Below are 20,868 nucleotides of genomic sequence, written 5' to 3'. Positions count from 1 at the left end.
GTCAGTAGGATTTGGGCAAGTCCAACACTTTTTCGGCGAGAAAGTTAAGGATCATATGCGGACTGACCGGCGCGGTGCGCGGAATCAGCACTTCGCGCAACAGCCGTTCGACATGATATTCCTGGGCATAGCCCATCCCACCCAACGTCAGCATGGCGGTATGGCAGGCCTCGAACGCAAATTCGGCGGCGAGATATTTGCCTGCGTTCGCTTCGACGCCACATTCCTCGCCCTTGTCGAATTTGGTCGCGGCCTGCATCACCATCAGATTGGCGGCTTCCAATTGCGCCCAGCATTTGGCGAGCGGATGCTGGATTCCCTGATTCATGCCGATCGGCCGGTCGAACACGATGCGTTCGCGGGCATAGCGGGCGGCACGCTGGATCGCGTTGCGGCCAATGCCCACCGCTTCGGCCGCGAGTAAAATGCGTTCGGGGTTCAACCCTTTCAGGATGATGCGGAAGCCCTGCCCCTCTTCGCCGATGCGATCTTCTTCGGGGATGAAGAGGTCGTTGATGAACAGCATGTTGGAGCCGACGGCATGACGGCCCATCTTTGGGATCAGCTGATGCTCGATTCTATCGCGATCGAGCTTGGTATAGAAAAGCGACAGGCCGTGGGTCTTGTTCTCCACGTCATCGATCGGGGTCGTCCGTGCAAGCAGCATCATCCGGTCGGCGACATGGGCGTTGGTGATCCAGATCTTTTCGCCATTGACGCGATAGCCGCCCGCTTCGCGCACAGCGCGGGTCTTGAGCTTGGTCGTGTCCAGCCCGGTATTGGGTTCGGTGACGGCAAAGCACATTTTTTCCGCGCCCGACAGGATCGGCGGGATCATCCGCTGCTTCTGTTCCTCGGTGCCGAACAGGGCGATGGGTTCGAGGCTGAATACCGGGCCATGGATGGTGGAGGCCGCCGTCATGCCGCCGCCCGCTTCGGCCACCGCCTGCATCATGATGGCCGCTTCGGTGATGCCAAGGCCAGCGCCGCCGACCGATTCCGGCATGGCGACGCCCAGCCAGCCCGCCTGCGCCATCGCGGTATGAAATTCGACCGGATATTGGGCATCCCGATCGCGCGCGAGCCAATAATCGTCGCTGAACTGGCTGCATTGGGCCAGCACGGCGTCCCGAATATTCTGCTGGTCGTCGGTAAAGGCAAAATCCACGTTTCTGGTCCCGATTGCCGCAACGGGCGGTCCTGAGTGTCGGCCTTTTGGGTATCAGCGGGGGATAAGGCGCACAATCGAACGGCTGTTCAACATTCGACATATCGGTGGGGCGAAGTGGTTGGCCATGGCGTCACCGCGCCGCCTGTCCTAGCCCGACGGCATGGAACAGGAGAGAGACATGGGCGAGCCAAAGGGGCATGGCGGGCCGCTGACAGGCGTGCGGGTGGTCGATCTGACCGCGATGGTCTTTGGCCCCTATGCGACGCAGATCATGGCCGATATGGGCGCGGATGTCATCAAGGTGGAACCGCCGGGCGGTGGCGACCAGACCCGCTATATCAATGACGGCAATGCGCCGGACCTGGGCGGCGTGTTCACCAACGTCAATCGCGGCAAGCGCAGCATCGTGCTGGATCTGACCAGCGAGGCGGACAAGGATGTGCTGCGCGCGCTGATCGCGACGGCTGACATCTTCATCCATTCGATGCGCGGCAAGGCGATCGCCCGGCTGGGGTTCGACTATGCGGCGGTCAAGGCGATCAAGCCCGACATCGTCTACACCAATTGCTATGGCTATAGTCGGCGCGGGCCAGAAGCCGATAAGCCCGCCTATGACGATACCATCCAGGCCGAATGCGGCATCCCGCATCTACAGGCGCTGATGACCGGCAAGCCCGATTTCATGGCAACGATCATCGCCGACAAGGTGGCGGGACTGACCGGCCTGTACGCCACGATGATGGCGCTGTTCCACCGCGAGCGCACCGGCGAGGGGCAGGAAGTGGAAGTGGGCATGTTCGAGACGATGGCCGCCTTCATGCTGACCGAACATGCCAGCGGCGCGATGTTCGATCCGCCGATCGGCCCGGCCCATTATCACCGCGTCGTCGCACGCAACCGCAAACCCTATGCGACCAAGGACGGGCATATCGCGGCGCTGGTCTATAATGACAAGCATTGGAACGCCTTTATCGGCGCGGTGCGGCCGGAATGGGCGAGCGCGGAGTTTGACAGCTTGCCCAAGCGAGCCAAGCAGATCGACCGGGTCTATGGATTGCTGGGCGGGACATTCGCGCAGCGCACGACGCAGGAATGGCTGGATCTGCTGGCATCGCTGCATATTCCCGCGGCACCCTTGCGGACGACGGATGAGCTGTTCGAGAATGACCATCTGAACGCCATCGGCTTTTTCGAGACGTTGGAGACCGAGCATGGCGCGGTGCGCTTTCCCGGCGTTCCGACCTGGTTTTCCGCGACGCCGGGGAAGGTTGCGGGCGGTGCGCCGGGGCTGGGCGCGCATGGGGATGCGGTGCGGGGGGAATTACGCCATTCCTCCCCTGGCAGGGCAGGTGGCAGGGCGTAGCCCTGACGGAGGGGTGTCGCCCTATCGAGAGGACGACACCCCTCCACCACGCGCTTCGCGCGCGGTCCCCCTCCCCCGCTGGGGGAGGATTTTCAGATTTCCACCGCCACGGCGATGAAGCGGGGCGGCGGCCCGATCCGTCTTGAACGCCCCTCCCCAGCCTTTACCCTTCGCCCTCAAAACTAGTAGCGGACAGGGTGACATGGCAGAGGATTTGGCAGCGACGACATCGGTTCCGTTCGAGATTACCGATCCCGAACGCATTCCCACGCCGCGCTATTATGACGAGGCATTCTACCAGCGCGAGTGCGAGCAATTATGGCCGCATGTCTGGCAGATGGCGTGCCGGGTCGAGCAGGTGCCCGAAGTCGGCGACTGGATCGAATATAGCAACCTTGGCCAGTCGGTCATCATCGTGCGGACCAAGGATGGCATTCGCGCCTTTCACAATGCCTGTCGCCATCGTGGCGTGCCGCTGACCGAGGGGAGCCATGGCAATTGCAAGGGCAAGGGGTTCATCTGCCCCTTCCATGGCTGGCGCTGGAATATCGAGGGGAAAAACACCTTCGTCTATGGCCGCCATCTGTTCAGCGAGGGGCAGTTGGACGAAGCCGATCTGGCGCTGCGCCCGTGCCGCAGCGAAATCGAGATGGGCTGCGTGTTCATCAATTTCGATGATGATGCGCCAGGATTCCGGCAGCAATTGGGGCCGCTGGCGGCGGGTCTGGACGCCTACAATGCCGACAAGATGCGCGCCGAATGGCAATTCGCCACGGTGCTGCCCGCCAACTGGAAGACCGCGATGGAAGCCTTCATGGAGGGCTATCATGTCATGCGCACGCACCCGCAATTGCAGCAGAAGGTGCCGATCCTCTATAATATGATGTATGGCATGGACACGGGCGGGATTGGTGTGCCGATCAACCCCAACCGGTCGATGCGCGACAATATCGTCGATCAGGTCGACCATCTGCAATTGTTGAGCGATGGCATGGCGGGCATGTGCCACGCCAAGGATGTGGCGGTGGCGCGCACGCTGATCGACGTCGAATTGCCCGACGATCCGGGCCAGGCGATCATGCAGTGGTTCGGCACGCTCAACCATTGCGTGACGCAGGCGGGGCTGGCGCGGGGCGAACCGGCGCCCGACCTCAATCACATTGCGGTCAATACGCCGGTGAAAGCGGTGGAGTTCATCTTCCCCAATTATTTCCTGCTGCCATTCCTGTCGAGCATGGCCGCCTATCGCATCCGCCCGCTGGGACCGGAAAGCTGTATGTTCGAGCTATGGTCGCTGACCCACTTCCCCGAAGGCCAGGAGCCGCAGCCGGTGATGGAAGCCGTGACGCTGCCCTATGACAGCGACCAGTTCCCGATGATCCCGCGTCAGGATTACAGCAATATCCCGATCCAGCAGAAGGGTCTGCACGCCCAGGGCTTCGACTTCATGCGATTGTCGAAGGACATTGAAGGGCTGATTTCCAACTATCAGCGGATCATCGACGGCTATCTGAAGGGCGTGGAGCCGGAAAAGCTGAGCGCGGGGACGCAGAAACTGGCGGGGAATTTCGACGGGCCGATATTGGATCTGGGGTTTTAGAAACGCACCCTACTCCGTTCGTGCTGAGTAGGGACTGAGCGAAGTCGAAGGCCTGTATCGAAGCATCGCGCCCATACGCATCCTTCGATACGCCGCTTCGACAAGCTCAGCGGCTACTCAGGACGAACGGGCTGGGTTAATATGGCTCAGCCCCAGAGCGCATCAGCTGCAGCAAGCGCTTGCCCGCCCCGTCCGCCAAGATCGCTGATCAGCGCCTTGAGGCGATAGGTCCACAGGTGGAGCGGATGTTCGAGCGTCACGCCCATCGCGCCGAAAAATTGGTGGAAATCATAGACGGTGGCGCGGGCGGATTCCTGCGCATGAAGCGCGGCCAGCGCAGCGTCGGCGGGGTCGAGCGTGGCGGCGGCTTTGAGCGCCAGCCAACGCACGCCGTTGGCGCGCACCTGCGCCTCTGCCAGCCGGTGGCGTAGCGCCTGGAAAGTGGCGAGCGGGCGGCCGAATTGCTGGCGGTCAGTGACATGGGCGACCGTGCTATCGAGTGCGGCGGCGAGCAGGCCAGCAGCTTCGGCGGCGAGCGCGATGCGCCAGCGGGTCAGGATGTCCTCGGCAGAAACGGCATGGCTAATGCGGTCGGCGGGCGTGGCGATCAGCGTGGCCATGGGATAGCCATAGAGCGCTTCGGGTTCAGGGCGGACCTGCTCTGCCGTGGCGGTGAAGGTCGAAACGCCGGATCGACCGACAATCAGCACGGTCGCGCCTTCGCACAGGAAGCGGATGGGGCGGGTCGTGCGGCCGTCTTCGACGAGGCAGAGCGGACGCGGCAGATCATCGCCCAATAGCGGGCGGATCAGCGCGCTGGCGGCGGCTTCCACCGTTTGCGGCAAGCGGGCGAGCCGTTCCACGACCAGCGCGGCGGAGACTGCACCCAGATCGGGATCAAAACCGATGTCGAGGAAGCCGCCTTCGGCCAGTTCGCGGTTCAACTGTGCGTCCGGCAAAGCAAAGCCTGCTTCATGCAGCGATGCGCCTGCATAGGGCCGGGTCAGCGTGTCGATCGCGTCGAGGATCGCGACCTGGTCGTCGGTGAGCGACAGATCCATCAGCGCGGCTCCCTGGGCAATTTAAGGACATCGGTGGCGATGATGTTGAGCTGGATTTCCGCCGCCCCCGCCGCGATCCCGGCAACGATGCCGCGCTGATGGTGCATTTTGAGATAGGGGTGCGCGTCGGCCAGCGCTTCGGGCAGATATTCGACGATAAATTCGCACACCCGCCGCTCGGCCATGACGGTAGCAAAGCGGGCGGAGCTGGATTCCGCGCCGATCGCTTCGCCCTTGGCCCGGCGATCGACAATGGCGTAGCTCGCCATGCGGGCCGCTTCGGTGAGCGCGGCCGCATGGGCAGCTTCGATCCTCACCGCTTCGCCATCGAACTCTCCCTGCTCCTTCAGCACCGCCACGGCACGGTCTAGCGCGGCGCGGGCCAGCGCGTAGCGGGGGATGCCCAGCCGTTCATTGGTCAGCGAATAGCCGATAATCTCCCACGCCTGGCCCTCATCGCCCAGACGCGCGGTGACCGGCACGGTGACGTCATCGAAAAACACTTCATGAATATCGCCTTCGCCGATCAGCGAGGGGATTTGCCGGACGGTGATGCCGGGCGTGTCCATCGGCACCAGCAGGATGGAGATGCCGCGCTTGCGGTCATCGCTGGTGCGGCAGACGAGGAAACAGGTGTCGGCCAACCCTGCATAGCTGGTCCAGATCTTCTGGCCCGTCACGCGATAAACGTCGCCGTCCCGTTCCGCACGGGTGCGGAGCGAGGCGAGGTCGGAGCCGGAGCCGGGCTCGGAAAAGCCCTGGCACCACAGCGCCTTGCCTTCCGCGATCGGCGGCAGATAGCGCGCCTGCTGATCGGGCGAGCCGTAGCGGATCAGCGTCGGGCCGATCCAGTTGACGTTCATATATTGGCCGCCGCGCGGTTCGCCCGCGATCCACATTTCTTCGGCCAGGATCGTCTGGTGCCAGGGGTCCAGCCCCTGCCCGCCCAATGCGACCGGCCAATGCGGGATCAGCAAGCCTTGCTCCGCCAGCGTGCCGCAAAAACTTTCGGCATAGCGGGTCAGCGCGGGCGAGGCCGGGCCGTGCTGCGAGAAACACTCCCAATCGTCCGGCAGCGTATCGGCCAGCAGCGCGCGCAGCCGGGCGCGGAAGGCCGTTTCCTGATCTGTCCATGCAAAGTCCATGAGCCAGTGATTACGGGATGCCGCAGGGCGAGAATAGACGACCGCCCAAGAGAACGCCCCGGTGATATGGCAAAGGCGGGCTTGGACAAGAGCGGCGGAGCGGTACCATGCAAAGGCATGGACACAGACGCCGCCTCTTACATTCCCCTGCTGCCGCTGGCCGATATCGCCGATGGCAGCGTCCATGCGGTGGAAGTAGCTGGCCAGTCGATCATGCTCTGCCATTTCGAGGGGCGCATCCATGCGCTCGACAATATGTGCTCCCATGCGCAGGAGCCGCTGGCCTGCGGGCGGATGCGGCTGGGGTGGATCGCCTGCCCGGCGCATGGTGCGCGGTTCGACCTGGAAACAGGCGAAGCACTGACTGGCCCCGCCAGCGACCCCATTGCCACCTATGCCGTGCGCGTGGTGGACGGGATGATCGAGGTCGCGATCTAGGCCATCGCCTTGGGGATATTGCGGGTGCGCCCCTTGCGCGGACGGCACCACTTGCGGCCTAGCTGATGCCTATTTTGTGGAGGCACGGGACTTGAGCGACGCATTGGACGGCTTGCGGCAGGAGGTTCGCGAATGGCTCGCCATTCATGCGCCAAGGAATTGGCGCGCGCGCAGTACGAGCGAAGCCGCCTTTCTCACCATGCAACGCAGCTGGTTCGCGACGCTGGTGAAGGGTGGCTATGCGGTGCCGCATTGGCCCGAAGGCTGGCCGGGCGGCGGGCGGTCGCTGGCCGAGCAGAAAGTGATCTATGAGGAGTTTGCCCGCGCCGATACGCCGCGGCTGCTGCTGTCCTTCATGTCCACCTATCATGCCGCATCGACCTTGTTCGAATGGGGCAGCGCGGAACAGCAGCAGCGCTATATCCCCCGCATCCTGGAGGGCGAAATCTGGTGCCAGGGTTTTTCGGAGCCGGGCGCGGGGTCGGACCTTGCCGCGTTGCGCACACGAGCGGAGCGGAAAGGCGACGTCTATGTCGTCAACGGGCAAAAGCTCTGGTCGACCATGGGGCAATTTGCCGACCAATGCCTCCTGCTGGTGCGGACCAGCAATGAAGGGGTCAAGCAGGCGGGGCTGACCTATTTGCTGCTGGATTTGAAGGCAGCGGGGGTCACCGCGCGGCCTATTCACCAGATCCACGGCGACGAGGAATTTGCCGAAATCTTCCTCGACAATGTCGAGATTCCGGTGGCCAATCGGCTGGGCGAAGAAGGCCAAGGCTGGGCCGTGGCGCAATCGACCCTGTCGTCCGAGCGCGGGCTGACGCTGCTGGAGTTGAGCGCGCGCATGCACGGGGCGATGTGGCGGATTGCAGACATGATCCGCACGCAAGGCCGGGCGGACGATGCGGGGATTTTGCGCGACCTGGGCAAGCTGGCATCGAAAATCGACGCAACCTGCGCGGTTGCCGACCAGTTCCTGGCCAATCGCATTGCCGGACAGGAACTGGTTGGCGATGCCTCCATCGTCAAGCTCGCCTATTCCCGCACGCTGCGCGACTTTACGGCGCTTGGGCTGCGGATCGGGGGGCTGGACGCCCAATATCATGCGCCGATCACCTTTGGCGGCGGCATGGAAACCGGCAATTGGATGGCCGATTTCATGAACAGCTATGCCTGGACGATCGCGGGCGGCAGCGACGAAGTGCAGCGCAACATCATCGCCGAGCGGCTGCTGGGGATGCCGCGCGAACCCAAAAGCTGGACCTTGAAGGAGAGCGCGGCATGAGCATGACGCGGAGCGAATTGCAGGACGCGGCAGCCAAGGCGTTCGACGGCGACCTGACCCCCGACGCAGCGCAGCGCTGGACCCTGATAACCGACATGGGATGGCTGATGATGGCCGTGCCGGAGGATCAGGGCGGGCTGGGCCTTGGCCGCGAGGCAGTGGGGGTGATCCATCAGGCGCTGGGGCGGACATTGGTGGCGGGGCCGACGATTGCGCAGATGTTGGTCATCGAAGCGCTCAGCGCGGCTGGCGGGCAGGATGAATTGCTCGGCCGGGCGATGGCGGGCGAGCTGATGACCGCGTCGCTGAGCGAAGGCCTGACCGCCGTGCCCGATGCCGACCGGGCCAGCCATTTGCTGTTGGTCGAGCCGGAGCGGGTGGCGCTGCTGCCGATGAAAGGCCTTGGCCTGACGGCGCGGGCGACGTGGGACAAGACGCGGCGGCTGTTCGATGTCGATGCCGGTGAGAAGGAAGGCATAGTGCTGGCGCAAGGGGAAGCGGCGCTGGCGCTCGGCAATCGCCTGTCGGCGCTGCGCAGCCTGGCCCTCGCAGCCGACAGCCTGGGCGGAGCGGATGCGGCGCTCCGCATGACGATCGACTATCTCGAAACGCGGCGACAGTTCGACCGGCCGCTGGCCCTGTTCCAGGCGCTCAAGCACCGCGTCGCTGACATGAAGACCGCGCTGGTGGCGGCGGAAGCGTTGTTTTGGGCGCGCGCCGACGAGAGCGATGCCGATGCGATCAGCATGGGCGCGATGAAGGCCCATGCCGCCACCGTCTATCGCGTGATCGCGGAGGAAGCAATCCAGCTCCATGGCGGCATCGGCCTCACCATGGAGCATCCCTGTCACCTGTTCCTCAAGCGCGCGACGCTGAACGCCGCGCTGGGCGGCGACGCGGACCATTGGGAGGAAGCCGCCGGGCGGCGCCTGCTCGCCGCCTGACGCCTTCACGCCATCGGTTCGCCGTCCCAGGTTTCGGTGTCCACCTGCGCCTGCGCCGCGCGCTGATAGCGCGGGCCGGACACCGCTTCGAAGGTGAACAGCGCATCGACCGCCGCCAGCGTATCGGCGGACAGGTCGAGCGTCAGCGTCGCCAGATCCTCGTCCAGATGGGCGATGCTGGTCGTGCCGGGGATCGCAATCACCCAAGGACGCCGCGACAATACCCAGGCGAGGCTGAGCTGCGCCATGGTACAGCCAGCGTCCGCCGCGATCGCGCCAAAGGCAGCGGCCAATTCCATATTGCGTTCGAAATGGGGCGATTGAAACCGCGGCATGGCGGCGCGGATATCGCCTTCCGGCACGCCGTCCGCGCCGACCCCGCCCGCCAGCACGCCGCGCGCGACCGGCGAGAAGGCGACGAAGGCAACGCCAAGGTCGCCGCACGCATCCAGCACCGCGACTTCGGCATTGCGGGTCCAGGGCGAATATTCGGTCTGCATCGCCGCGATCGGATGCACCGCATGGGCACGGCGCAGGGTCGCGGCGGACATTTCCGACAGACCGATCGCGCCGATCTTGCCCGCTTCGACGGCACGAGCCAGCGCACCGACCGACTCCTCGATCGGGACATTGGGGTCGAGCCGGTGGAGATAATAGAGGTCGATATGCTCGACCTGTAGCCGCCGCAGCGAATCCTCCAGCGTCGCGGTGATGGCCGCTGGCGATCCGTCAATGCCACGCTGCCCGTCCTTGCCACCCAGCACGCATTTGCTGGCCAGCGTGAAGGCATCGCGCCGATGCATCAGCGTGCGGCCCAGCAATTCCTCGTTCGCGCCGAACCCGTAAAGCGCGGCGGTATCGAAGAAATCGACGCCGACATCAAGCGCATGGCGCAGCAGCCGCACGGCCTGTTGCGCGTCGGGCCGGGGCAGATAGGCGTGGCTGAGGTTCATGCAGCCAAGGCCGATGGCCTTGACCGTAAAGGGACCGACAGTGCGGGGCGAGGGCAATAGGCTCATGAGCGAGGCGTTATCCTGTGTCCGTTGACGTGGCCCTCCCCTTAGCGGGGCTTCGCGCTCTGGGCCAGCGGGGCGATAAGGTTGCATCATGGGGCACAGCCTATTGGCTTGGGCAGGAAAGGCGGCGATAGTCGGCGGCAGGGGCTTGGAACGGAAGGATAGTGCGATGACGCAGGACGCAGGCAATGGAGACAGGATAGGAGCGGCCGCCTTTCCGCGCGCGGTGCTGGACCTGTTCGACGCCTATGTGCATGGCGCGATCGACCGGCGCGGCTTCCTTAATCAATGCGCCCTGCATGTCGGCGGCACCGTGGCGGCCACCGCGACGCTCGCCGCGCTCAGTCCCGATTTCGCGCGCGGGCAGGTAATCAAGCCCGACGACAAGCGGATTGCGATCAGCCATGTCGATATCGCCTCGCCCGATGGCCATGGCACGGTGCGCGCCTATGTCGCGCGGCCTGCGGGCAAGGCGGGGGCAAAGCTGCCGGTCATCATCGTCGCGCATGAAAATCGCGGGCTCAATCCGCATATCGAGGATATTGCGCGGCGGCTCGCGGTCGATGGCTATATGGCGGTCGCGCCCGATGCGCTGACGACGATCGGCGGCTATCCGGGCGATGAGGACAAGGCGCGTACCGCCTTTGCGACGCTGGATCGTAACAAAATCGGCGAGGATTTCGTCGCGGCGGCCACCCATGCGCGCACGATGACGGGCAGCAATGGCAAGATCGCCGCCGTCGGCTTCTGCTTTGGCGGCTGGATCGCCAATATGCTGGCGACGCGCCTGCCCGATCTGCGCGCAGCGGTGCCCTTCTATGGCAGTCCGCCGACCTTGGCCGATGTGCCCAAGATCAAGGCACCATTGCTGATCCATTATGGCGGCAACGATACGCGCACCAATGCGGCCTGGCCCGATTATGAGGCGGCACTGAAACAGGCCGGGATACGCTACACCGCCCATATCTATGACGGCGCGGAGCATGGGTTCAACAATGATACCACGCCGCGTTTCGACAAGGCGGCGGCAGACCTCGCCTGGGCGCGGACACTGGCGCTGTTTCGCCGGACGCTTGGCTGAGCCGCCTTCGTGACGGACGCCGCCACGACCTATGCGCGCGGGCTGCTGGCGCAACTGGGGCTGGAGGATGTGGCGCTGGATGGTCGGGCCGATCCCGCGCCGCTGGCCTGGCGGCGCTCCGGGCTGATGGCGGTGACGGGCCGCGCCGATGGCCCGGCGCTCGTCTGCCCCGCGGCGCTGGCCAGCGCCGCGGACGGCGTGATGATGGCCCTGCGCGCTATCGTACCGGACGTATCCTGGCCGCTGAACGGCGCGCTGCTGCTGGGCGAGCGCGCGCGATTGCTGGGCCTCACGCGCGGGGGGCGAATGTCGGCCAACCGGTCCTGTCGATTGATGCGGGTCAGTGATGGCGAGGTCGCGCTCAACCTGGCGCGGGAGGCGGACCGCGACCTGCTGCCGATCCTGCTCGCTGACCATGCGGCTGACCTGTCAGCCTGGGCCGCGATAGAACGGGCAGCTGCGGGGTGTAGCAGTGCGGCGCTGCTGGCGCGCGGGGTCGAGATGAGCATGGCCATCGCTGCCATGGCACCACCCCACCCCCCTGCCCGGCTCTTCCCGATTCTTCGATCCGCCCGCACCGCGCCTGATCGCCCGCCCTTGGTCGTCGACCTGTCTTCGCTCTGGGCCGGTCCCTTGTGCGGATCGCTGCTGGCGTTGGCGGGCGCGCAGGTGATCAAGGTCGAGAGCCGCACCCGGCTCGACGGGGCGCGATCGGGGCATGGCGGTTTCTACGACCTGCTCAATGCGGGCAAGGCGAGCGTCGCGCTCGACTTCCGGGACGAAGCGGACCGGCGCGCGCTGGCCGCGCTGGTTGCACAGGCAGACATCGTGATCGAGGCCTCGCGCCCTCGTGCGCTGCGCCAATTGGAGATTGATCGCGACGCCGAAGTGGCGCGCGGCGCGATCTGGATCGGCCTTACCGCGCATGACGACCCGGACCGGGTCGGCTTTGGCGACGATGCGGCGGTGGCGGGTGGCCTGGCCGCGATCATGGCCGAAGGATGGGGCGAAGCACTGTTCGCGGGTGATGCCATCGCTGATCCGCTGACGGGGCTGCATGCCGCGCTCGCCGCGCTGGCGGCATGGCAACAGGGGCAGGCCGGGCTGATCGCGCTGTCGCTGGCGAACACCACCGCGTTTGCCTGCCATGCGGGCCATGCCGCCCCTGCCCTGTTGCGCGACTGGCAAGCGCAGGCGCAAGCCGACGATGCGCCGCTTTATCCTTTGCGCGCACCGGTCGGCACGGCGGCACTGCCGGGTGCGGACAATGACCGGGTGCTGGCGTCATGCTGATCCGCGATGCGGACATAGACGGCCAGCGCTGCGATGTCCGCCTGGCCGATGGCGTGATAGCGGCGATGGCCCCTGCCCTGCCCCCGCTGCCCGACGAGCCGACGCTGGATGCGCGTGGCGGCGCGTTGCTGCCGGGGCTGCATGATCATCATATTCATCTGAACGCCACGGCGGCCAGCCTGATGTCCGTGCGCTGCGGGCCGCCGGACGTGCGGGATGCGGCGGAGCTGATCGCGGCCTTGCATGATGCGCCGGGCGGCGATTGGCTGCGCGGTGTGGGCTATCATGCCAGCGTAGCGGGCGAGATCGACCGGCACTGGCTCGACCGCAACGGCCCCGCCCGCCCTGTCCGTATCCAGCATCGCAGTGGGCGGATGTGGATCTTCAACAGCCTCGCGCTGCACGAACTGGGCGACGGCGCGCCTGCCGATGGACGGCTGATCGATGGCGATGCCTGGCTGCGCGGCCGCCTGCCCGTGACCCCGCTCGACCTGCGGCCAGTCGGCAATCGCCTCGCCGCGCTGGGCGTCACGGGGCTGACCGAGGTTACGCCGCGTAACGACCGGGCGGATTATCTGCGCTATGCGCAGGCGGGCCTGTCGCAACATCTGCTGGTAATGGGTGGTCCGACGCTGGACGATGCGCCGCCGGTCGGCCTAGCCAGTCGGGGCGCGGTAAAACTCCATTATCACGACCATGAGCTGCCGCCGCTCGATCAACTGGTTGCGGAGGTCGCCCGCGCGCACGCAGCAAACCGCCCCGTCGCGTCGCATTGCGTGACCCAGGCCGAACTGGTCGTCACCCTCGCGGCGATCGCGGAAGCAGGCGCGATGGTCGGCGACCGGATCGAACATGCCGCGATCGTGACGCCAGACAATGCCGATTGGATGGCGCAGCTGGGGCTGATCGCGGTGTCGCAACCGCATTTCATCGCCGAGCGGGGCGATGCCTATCGCCGCGACGTGGCCGCCGAGGATCGTCCCTGGCTCTATCGCCTGCGCGGGCTGCGCGCGGCGGGCGTGGGGCTGGCGGCGGGCAGCGACGCGCCCTTTGGCGGATTAAACCCTTGGACGTCGATGGCTGCCGCCGTGCAGCGCCCCGACGATCTTGGCCCCGACGAGGTGCTGACGCCCGAAGAGGCGCTGGCCCTCTATACCGGCCATCCCCACGCCCCTGCATTGCCGCGCACGATCGCCGTCGGCGAACGCGCCGACCTGTGCCTGATTGATCGCAACTGGGCCGCCGCCCGCGCCGATCTCGCCGCCGTCACTGTGCGCGCGACATGGATGGCGGGCCGCCTTGTCTATGGCACGATCGCGTCCACCAACCCCCATTCGAGCGCCAGCGATGCCGGGATGCGCCGCATCGACAGCGCCATATAGGCCGTCTTCTGCCGCCCGATCCGACGCGGCAGGCTGACCGTACCCCCCGCCCCCGGCAGCAAGCCATATTTGAGTTCGGGCAATTGAAACCAGCTATCCGCCCGCGCCTCGACCCGCCCGGCAAAGGCGGCCATCTCCACCCCTGCCCCCACTACCGCCCCATGGACATGGGCCGTCACGCGCGGCGCAAGCTGTGCGAGCAGGGTAGCGGGCAGGCGCAACGTGCGAACCCAATGGGCTTCGGCCACGTCATGGCTGAGACCAAATTCCGCCACATCGCCGCCGACCGAAAAGCATCGCCCCGCGCCCGACAGTTGGATGGTCGTGATCGCCGGATCGAGCAGAGCAACACGCAAAACTTCATACAGGGCATCGCGCATCGCCACATTGACCGCGTTGAATCTGGCCGGACGGTTGAGGCGCAGCATTAGCCGACTGCCCTCCATCTCCACGATCACCGGTGGCCCCGCCTCGTCGGCGTGCGACGGTGCAGCAGGAGCGCCCGCCCGCCACGCCAGAAATTCGCCGCCGCGCTGTATCGTCGCGAATGCCAGGCTCTCGGCCGTCAGCGCGGCGGCCATCGGCAATTGTTCGCTCAGGCGCAATTGCTGCACCAACAGCATCGCCGCAAAGGGCCGCACCGCGACATTGGCGATGATCGCCGCCAATCCCGTCTCGTCCGCCAGCACGACATCGCAGGCGCTGGCCAATGGCCCAGCCCCGACGCCGACAACCGGGCAGGGAAGGCCACACAGCCAGTCCGCCAGCCCCGCATCGCTCCCCGCCAGCGCGAAGGCGAGGCAGGGCCGCTCACTGCGCGGGCCGAAATCCTCCGGCGCCGGGTGACTTGCCGCCAGCAAGGCCAGCGCATCTGCGCTCAGGATCATCGCTGCCTTGGTCCCCCCTTTGTCCATGGGCAGGACTATAGGGGGATCAGCCCGCGACGCCAGCCTGCCCGCTATCGCCGCGATTCGACAAAGGATGTCTGCATCGGCTCCAGCGGCGTGACCGGCGCGCCCAGTTCGCGCGCCAGCATCCGTTCCATCCAGCCGCGATGCCGCACCATGAAGGCGGCAAAGCCATCGGGCTTGGCGGGATCGAACACCGGCACCGCCCAATCTACCGGCGGTGGGACATAGTTGGGCTGCATCACCCCCTTCTCGTCCTGCGGCGGGTCGATATGGCGGCCAAGATAGCGGTTGCCCTGAAAGCGGATCTGGGTGGCGGGGCCAAAGCCGGGCTGGATCAGATAATCCGGCCCGTTGCGGCCGACTTCATGGCCGTAGCGCACCGTGCCTGCCACCGCGAAGACATTGTTGCGGAAGCGGACGTCGCTGGCCCAGCCATCCCATTGGGTGGCGATCACCATCTGAATATCCTGCTTCGGGCCGACATGAACCACATTGCCCTCGATCAGCACATCGGTGACGGTGCCTGCCAGTTGGAACGCCCGGCTGCCGTCATTGCGGCTGACATTGGACCGGGCCACCGTGCCGCGATTGCCCAGATTATCCTGATCGCTACGCTTGGGCGAACAGACAAGCAGGAAGCCGCCCGCATTATCATGGCTGTAATTATAGGCGATCGTCGTGCGGCGCGAATTGAAATCGGAATCGAACCCTTGCCCGTCATAACGGGTGCGGGTAAAGGCAGCCTCGTTGAACTGGATCAGGCTGTGGTCCGTGCTCCATTGCCAGATCGCGGCGGTGTAACCGGGCGCGCGGCTGCCCGCATAGCGCACGATATTATGCTCGATCAGCGCGCCGTCCGTCCCGCGCGGGACGATGCCGTCGCCGCCGACATCCTCGACCAGATTGTCGCGGATCACCACCCCGGCGCTGGGGAACCAGCGCTGCTTCGTCACCTGGTCGCTGATCCCGGCAATGCCCGACCGGTCGACGCGCCAGACGATATTGCGCTCGATGTGGATGTCCTCGAACCGGGTCGGCCGTTTGGGACCAAGCGCGCTGAACACGATGCCGCCATTATCCTTGCGGTCATTGGTGCCGCGCACGTCATGGATATACATGTCGCTGATGCGGATGCCGCGCATGACCCCGCTGTCCTGCGCCGCGACCAGCACGCCAAAGCGCGATCCGGCCGGTGGGCCGTCATTGGTAACTTCCAGCCCGCTGACGCGGACATATTCCGCATTCATGATGGCGACGCCATGTTCCGCAACCCCGCCCGCGTCAATGCGTGGACGCTGGCCGATGCCGGTCGCGCCAACCGTGATCGGCGCGTCCCTGCGGCCCGACCGGGTGATGACCAAAGGCTCTTTCCATACCGATCCGGCGGCGAGGAAGATATGATCGCCCGGCCGCAGGGTCGTGGCATTGACTCGCCCAAGCGACCGCCACGGCGCAGTGGCTGACCCGTCATTGCTGTCCTGGCCCAGATTGGCGTCGATATAATAGTTGGCCGCATGCGCGCTGACCGCGCCGGTCGCAAGCAGCGACGCGACCAATAGCGCACAGGATCGTCGACCCAGGCCCCGCAATGTTCCGTCCAATAATAGCCGCATGTATCCCCTGTCTCATGGCATCGGTTTCAATCCTGGCAGGCCAAGACTGGACCGATGCTTAACGAAACAGGGACGCGCCTTTAACCCGTCATGCCCCCGCTGCGCCCGCCCGCATCCTTGCCCGCCAGATAGCCAAACACCATGGCCGGGCCAAGCGTTCCGCCAGCGCCGCCATAGGTCATCCCCATGGGCGACGCCATCGCGTTGCCGGCGCAATATAGCCCCTCGATAACCGCGCCATCCACGTCGAGGACGCGCGAACGGGTATCGGTCAACGGACCGCCCTTGGTCCCCAGCGCGCCCGACTTCACTTCGATCGCATAATAGGGGCCATCGCCCAGCGGCCCCAGCGTCGCGCGCTTGTCTCCGCGCCAGCGCGGGTCGCCCCACCACAGGTCGTTATTCGCCTCGCCCCGTTGGAAATCGGGATCATTGGCCTGTTCGGCATGATGATTGAACCGGGCCACCGTCTTTTCGAGGCCGTCGGGGTCGATGCCCACCCGCTCCGCCAGCGCGCGCAGCGTCGGTGCGCCCGGCACCCATTGCGGCGGTGTCGACCCTGCCTCGAAATTGTCGGTCAGCCCGCCGACAAGGAATGGATAAGTGCCATAGAAGGCCGCGTTGAAGATGAACCAGCAGGGCAGATTGGCATAGGTGAAGGCACTGACATCCTGCTCATGGAAAGCCGCGCCGAACGCATTGTAATTGGAGGCTTCATTGGTGAATCGCTTGCCCTTGCGATTGACCATCAGCCCGCCGGGCATGGTCCGTTCATAGGTGAAAAGCTGGCGCCCCATGCTGTTGAGATCGGTCGGCACCTCGATCACCGGCATCCACCAGGCTTCGCGCATATTGCCCAGCATCGCGCCGACCCGCATCGCCATTTTCAGGCCATCGCCGCTATTGGTCGGCACCGACACCGGATGCGTCATCGGCCCGCGGGTGAAGGCGCGTACCAGATCCTTGTTCCATTCAAAGCCGCCGGTCGCGATCACGACATTGGGCGCATGGGCCGTGCTGCCATCCTCGAACCGCACCCCCGCCACGGCCGCGCCGTCCATGATCAGTTCGATCGCGCGCTTGCGGGTCTGGGGTTCAATGCCCCGGTCGAGGCAGGCTTTCATCAACCGCCCGACCAGCGCCGCCCCCATGCCGCGCGCATCGACCGCGCGCCGCTGTGCCTTGACCTCCGCACTGGCGGGCTGAGGCACGGGCTGGCCTAGCGTCGTTTCACCGACGGTCATGGTATAGTCGGGATAATAAGGCGATGCCTCCATCCGGTCGGACCAGTCGCCCAGCTCCTGATAGGGGAAGGGCGGACATCCCAGCGTCCGTCCGCCAGTGCGCTTGGCACCGGGAAATTCGGAATGATAATCGGGGAAATCGGGAATGCTGTAGAATTGGACGGGTGTGCGGGCCTCCAGAAAGCGGATCATGTCCGCACCCGTATCCACGAAGGTTTCGGCCATCGCCGGGTCGATCATGCCATGTGACAAGGCGCTCAGATAGGCCAGCGCCTCTTCCCGGCTATCGGTCCGACCCTTGGCCATATGGGGGTGATTGGGTATCCAGATTTGCCCACCGGACCAAGCCGATGTGCCGCCGATCTTGTCCGATTTCTCGAACACAGCGACCCGCGCGCCATATTCATGGGCCGTCACAGCCGCCGTCAGCGCCGCCGCGCCCGACCCCAGCACGATCACGTCGATGTCGTTCTTCGCCCTTCCCTCCCCTGTCTTTTGTCCCGCCATTCTCGTCTTCCAACGGCGCGGGGCAACTAGCGATAGTGGCAAGGGGGGGGCGGGCCTTGGCCCAAATGCGCGACGGCGGGGATGCCCATCATAGGATGGACACCGCCCGCCGTCAGGATGGCTGGCCGCCGGATCGGGCGGCCGCCGGGCCGGAGACATTCAGCGCTGTGCGAGCTGAACCGCCGACTTGTGGTTGATGTTGAGGCCGGCCTGCGCCCATTCTTCCTTCGACTGGCAGGTGGTGACGGGGATCAGCGATCCGGTCACGGCTTCCTTGAAGCAATAGCGCTCGGTCTTCTGGTCGTAGCTGACCTTGGCCTGGCCATAGGTGCCGGTGGGCTGGGCGAAAGCGGGGGTGGCAGCAGCCGAAACGGCGACGGTGGCGGCGGCGATGGCGGCGACAAAAGCGATGGTCTTCATGATGATTATCTTCCCTGAACACTGTGTGGCGATCCGTTGTGGATCATGCCGACAGCTCTGCAGGGAGCGTGCCAATTCCAAAAAGCGCCGAAAAATAGGGGCTTTCACCGCGCCGATACGGAATTTAGCATCAGAATTTTACCGCATGTTGGCGGAATATCCGATAGATTTGGATATTTTTCATCTCCGGTTCACATTAAGCGCCCCAGAGCTTCAAACCCGACCCGTGACCGGGATCAGCGCACCCGTAATCGCGTCTGCAGCGGGCGACAGGAGGAAAGCCGCCACCCCCGCCAGTTGCGTTGGCGTTACCCAGCTTCCAAAGTCCGCGCCGGGCATGTCGGCGCGATTGGCCGGGGTGTCGAGGATGCTCGGCAGGATCGCATTGACCCGCACCCCCTCCGCTTTCACCTCTTCCGCCAGCGCTTCGGTCAGCCGGGCGACGCCGGACTTGGACGCGGCATAGGCCCCCATCCCCGCCGCTGCCTTCGTCGCCGCCGCCGCGCCGATATTTACGATCGCGCCCTGACTGGCGGTGAGCAGCGGCAAGAGGGCGCGGCTGGCGATCAGCGCCGTGCGGACATTCATGGCATAGAGCCGATCCCATGTCGCAACGCTGCCGTCCGCCACCGTTTCCCAGGCGAAGCCGCCCGCGATGTTCACCAACCCATCGAGCTGGCCCAATTCGGCCGAAATCCGCGCGGCCGCGCCGGCCATCGCCGCTTCATCGGTCAGGTCGACCCCGCCGAGAGCCAGCGCAACGCCGTCCGCAGCGACCTCGCCCAGATCGATGCCCACGACCGTCCACCCGGCAGCCCCCAATATCTCGACCGTCTTGCGCCCCAATGCGCCCGCCGCGCCGGTTACCGCCACTATGCCTGTCATCGTCCTGCCCTCTTTCTGGTCCACGCCTTAAAGGCCCGCCATGCACATATATTTCATCTCGACATAATCCTCTATGCCATGGCGCGAGCCTTCGCGGCCCATGCCGGACTGTTTGACGCCGCCAAAGGGCGCCACCTCGGTCGAGATCAACCCGGTATTGATGCCGACCATACCGACCTCCAGCGCCTCCCCTACCCGCCAGGCACGGGCCAGGTCGCGGGTATAGAAATAGCCCGCCAGCCCGACCTCGGTATCATTGGCGAGTGCGACCGCCTCTTCCTCCGTATCGAACAGGAACAGCGCCGCGAGCGGGCCGAAGGTTTCATCTTGCGCCAACAGCATGTCGGGCGTGCAGTCTGCAACGACAGTGGGTTCGTAGAAGCTGCGCCCCAATGCGTGGCGATGCCCTCCGGTGACGATCCGGCCACCCTTGGCCAGCGCGTCGGCGACATGCTCCTCCACCTTCTCGACCGCCTTATCGTCGATCAGCGGTCCTTGGGCGACGCCCTCCTGCGTGCCCGGCCCCACCTTCAGCTCTTTGACGGCGGCGACCAGCTTCTGTTCGAACGCGGACGCAACCTCTCGCTGCACCAGGATGCGGTTGACGCATACGCAGGTCTGGCCGCTGTTACGATATTTGGACGCCATCGCCCCTTCGACCGCCGCATCCAGGTCGGCATCGGCAAAGACGATGAAGGGCGCGTTACCGCCCAGTTCCATCGACAGCTTCTTCATCGTCGGCGCGCATTGCGCCATCAGCGTCTTGCCGACCTCGGTCGATCCGGTGAAGCTCAATTTGCGGACCAGCGGGCTGGCCGTGAGTTCGCCGCCGATCACCCGCGACGATCCGGTGACGACGTTGAACACGCCGGCTGGCACCCCTGCTCTCTCAGCCAGCACCGCCAGCGCCAGCGCGGTCAGCGGTGTCTGGGTCGCGGGCTTCAGCACCATCGTACAGCCCGCCGCCAGAGCCGGTGCCGCCTTGCGCGTGATCATCGCCGCCGGGAAATTCCAGGGCGTGATTGCGGCGACGACGCCGACCGGTTGCTTGACGACGACGATGCGGCTGTCGGCCCGGTGGCTGGGGATCACTTCGCCATAGAGACGCTTGGCCTCTTCGGCGAACCATTCGATGAAGCTCGCGGCATAGCCGATCTCGCCCTTGGCCTCGGCCAGCGCCTTGCCCTGCTCGCGCGTCAGGATCATCGCCAGGTCATCCTGATGCGTGATCAGCAGGTCGAACCAGCGCCGCAGGATGCGCGACCGCTCGGCCGCCGTCTTCGCCCGCCAGGCCGGGAGCGCCGCATCCGCCGCCGCGATCGCCGCCTGTGTTTCCGCCACGCCCAGATCGGGAATGGACGCGATCGTCTCGCCCGTCGCCGGATCGGTGACCGCAATGCTGGGCGAACCGGTCCATGCGCCGTCGATCAGGCATTGCTGGCGCAGCAGATCGCGGTCGGAAAGGGCAATGGTCATGAAGGCACCTCTAAATAGCGTGTCCGCCATCAA

The 20,868-nt window shown here is 65.3% G+C and carries 18 protein-coding genes; 8 read left to right on the top strand and 10 right to left on the bottom strand.

What is annotated here, in order from left to right; translation table 11 throughout:
* Position 1: 1 nt before the first annotated feature.
* On the bottom strand, positions 2-1,168 hold the full coding sequence (locus tag J2W40_RS15380) for an acyl-CoA dehydrogenase family protein (protein ID WP_310226366.1): 1,167 nt from the start codon (positions 1,166-1,168) through the stop codon (positions 2-4).
* A 163-nt stretch (positions 1,169-1,331) separates the two neighbouring features.
* Between J2W40_RS15380 and J2W40_RS15375 the strand changes: the two genes are divergently transcribed.
* Positions 1,332-2,534: a CaiB/BaiF CoA transferase family protein gene (locus tag J2W40_RS15375; protein ID WP_310226364.1), complete on the top strand. Its 1,203-nt coding sequence runs from the start codon at positions 1,332-1,334 to the stop codon at positions 2,532-2,534.
* 202 nt (positions 2,535-2,736) lie between these two features.
* The gene (locus J2W40_RS15370; RefSeq protein ID WP_310226362.1) at positions 2,737-4,134 is read left to right on the top strand and encodes an aromatic ring-hydroxylating oxygenase subunit alpha; all 1,398 of its coding nucleotides are present in this window, start codon (positions 2,737-2,739) and stop codon (positions 4,132-4,134) included.
* Between the two features lie 146 nt (positions 4,135-4,280).
* Here J2W40_RS15370 and J2W40_RS15365 read toward each other — a convergent pair whose 3' ends face one another.
* Together J2W40_RS15365 and J2W40_RS15360 are read right to left on the bottom strand one after the other, a co-directional pair.
* Positions 4,281-5,195 (bottom strand): acyl-CoA dehydrogenase family protein, encoded by a 915-nt coding sequence (locus tag J2W40_RS15365; RefSeq protein WP_310226360.1) that lies wholly within the window; start codon positions 5,193-5,195, stop codon positions 4,281-4,283.
* Complete coding sequence (locus J2W40_RS15360) at positions 5,195-6,340, bottom strand: acyl-CoA dehydrogenase family protein (protein WP_310226358.1); 1,146 nt, start codon at positions 6,338-6,340, stop codon at positions 5,195-5,197. The genes J2W40_RS15365 and J2W40_RS15360 overlap by 1 nt, the downstream gene beginning before the upstream one ends.
* Positions 6,341-6,457: 117 nt before the next feature.
* Here J2W40_RS15360 and J2W40_RS15355 point away from each other — a divergent pair, with 117 nt between their 5' ends.
* The 3 genes from J2W40_RS15355 (at position 6,458) to J2W40_RS15345 (ending at position 9,007) form a co-directional block, all read left to right on the top strand.
* Positions 6,458-6,778 carry a Rieske (2Fe-2S) protein gene (locus J2W40_RS15355; RefSeq protein ID WP_310226356.1) on the top strand — a complete coding sequence of 107 codons (321 nt, stop codon included), beginning with the start codon at positions 6,458-6,460 and terminating at the stop codon, positions 6,776-6,778.
* A gap of 91 nt (positions 6,779-6,869) precedes the next feature.
* The gene (locus J2W40_RS15350) at positions 6,870-8,063 is read left to right on the top strand and encodes an acyl-CoA dehydrogenase family protein (RefSeq protein ID WP_409050388.1); all 1,194 of its coding nucleotides are present in this window, start codon (positions 6,870-6,872) and stop codon (positions 8,061-8,063) included.
* Positions 8,060-9,007 (top strand): acyl-CoA dehydrogenase family protein, encoded by a 948-nt coding sequence (locus tag J2W40_RS15345; RefSeq protein WP_310226352.1) that lies wholly within the window; start codon positions 8,060-8,062, stop codon positions 9,005-9,007. Before J2W40_RS15350 ends, J2W40_RS15345 begins: the two co-directional genes overlap by 4 nt.
* 5 nt (positions 9,008-9,012) lie before the next feature.
* Here J2W40_RS15345 and J2W40_RS15340 read toward each other — a convergent pair whose 3' ends face one another.
* Positions 9,013-10,026 (bottom strand): aldo/keto reductase, encoded by a 1,014-nt coding sequence (locus J2W40_RS15340; RefSeq protein WP_310226350.1) that lies wholly within the window; start codon positions 10,024-10,026, stop codon positions 9,013-9,015.
* A gap of 166 nt (positions 10,027-10,192) precedes the next feature.
* Here J2W40_RS15340 and J2W40_RS15335 point away from each other — a divergent pair, with 166 nt between their 5' ends.
* The 3 genes from J2W40_RS15335 to J2W40_RS15325 are packed head-to-tail and all read left to right on the top strand — an operon-like array spanning position 10,193 to position 13,779.
* Positions 10,193-11,104: a dienelactone hydrolase family protein gene (locus J2W40_RS15335; protein WP_310226348.1), complete on the top strand. Its 912-nt coding sequence runs from the start codon at positions 10,193-10,195 to the stop codon at positions 11,102-11,104.
* Positions 11,105-11,113: 9 nt separating this feature from the next.
* The gene (locus J2W40_RS15330) at positions 11,114-12,397 is read left to right on the top strand and encodes a CoA transferase (protein WP_310226346.1); all 1,284 of its coding nucleotides are present in this window, start codon (positions 11,114-11,116) and stop codon (positions 12,395-12,397) included.
* Entirely contained in the window at positions 12,391-13,779 is a 1,389-nt protein-coding gene (locus tag J2W40_RS15325; protein ID WP_310226344.1) for an amidohydrolase family protein, read from the top strand. Before J2W40_RS15330 ends, J2W40_RS15325 begins: the two co-directional genes overlap by 7 nt.
* Here J2W40_RS15325 and J2W40_RS15320 read toward each other — a convergent pair.
* The 6 genes from J2W40_RS15320 to J2W40_RS15295 all read right to left on the bottom strand — a co-directional run bounded on the left by J2W40_RS15320 (position 13,701) and on the right by J2W40_RS15295 (position 20,835).
* Positions 13,701-14,693: an enoyl-CoA hydratase/isomerase family protein gene (locus J2W40_RS15320; RefSeq protein WP_310226342.1), complete on the bottom strand. Its 993-nt coding sequence runs from the start codon at positions 14,691-14,693 to the stop codon at positions 13,701-13,703. The two genes, J2W40_RS15325 and J2W40_RS15320, sit on opposite strands and share 79 nt — an antisense overlap.
* A 44-nt stretch (positions 14,694-14,737) precedes the next feature.
* Positions 14,738-16,303 (bottom strand): right-handed parallel beta-helix repeat-containing protein, encoded by a 1,566-nt coding sequence (locus J2W40_RS15315; protein WP_310226340.1) that lies wholly within the window; start codon positions 16,301-16,303, stop codon positions 14,738-14,740.
* Positions 16,304-16,383: 80 nt separating this feature from the next.
* Positions 16,384-18,054 carry an FAD-dependent oxidoreductase gene (locus J2W40_RS15310; RefSeq protein ID WP_310226338.1) on the bottom strand — a complete coding sequence of 557 codons (1,671 nt, stop codon included), beginning with the start codon at positions 18,052-18,054 and terminating at the stop codon, positions 16,384-16,386.
* A gap of 159 nt (positions 18,055-18,213) precedes the next feature.
* Positions 18,214-18,474: a hypothetical protein gene (locus J2W40_RS15305; RefSeq protein WP_310226336.1), complete on the bottom strand. Its 261-nt coding sequence runs from the start codon at positions 18,472-18,474 to the stop codon at positions 18,214-18,216.
* Positions 18,475-18,687: 213 nt separating this feature from the next.
* The gene (locus tag J2W40_RS15300; RefSeq protein WP_310226334.1) at positions 18,688-19,359 is read right to left on the bottom strand and encodes an SDR family NAD(P)-dependent oxidoreductase; all 672 of its coding nucleotides are present in this window, start codon (positions 19,357-19,359) and stop codon (positions 18,688-18,690) included.
* A gap of 27 nt (positions 19,360-19,386) precedes the next feature.
* Positions 19,387-20,835 carry an NAD-dependent succinate-semialdehyde dehydrogenase gene (locus J2W40_RS15295; protein WP_310226332.1) on the bottom strand — a complete coding sequence of 483 codons (1,449 nt, stop codon included), beginning with the start codon at positions 20,833-20,835 and terminating at the stop codon, positions 19,387-19,389.
* Positions 20,836-20,868: the final 33 nt, after the last annotated feature.

The sequence above is a fragment of the Sphingobium xenophagum genome, assembly GCF_031457465.1.
In the GTDB taxonomy this organism is placed as follows: Bacteria; Pseudomonadota; Alphaproteobacteria; order Sphingomonadales; family Sphingomonadaceae; genus Sphingobium; species Sphingobium xenophagum_A.
Note: the sequence above shows the minus strand (reverse complement) of the source record. Positions and strands in the feature narration are given on the sequence as shown.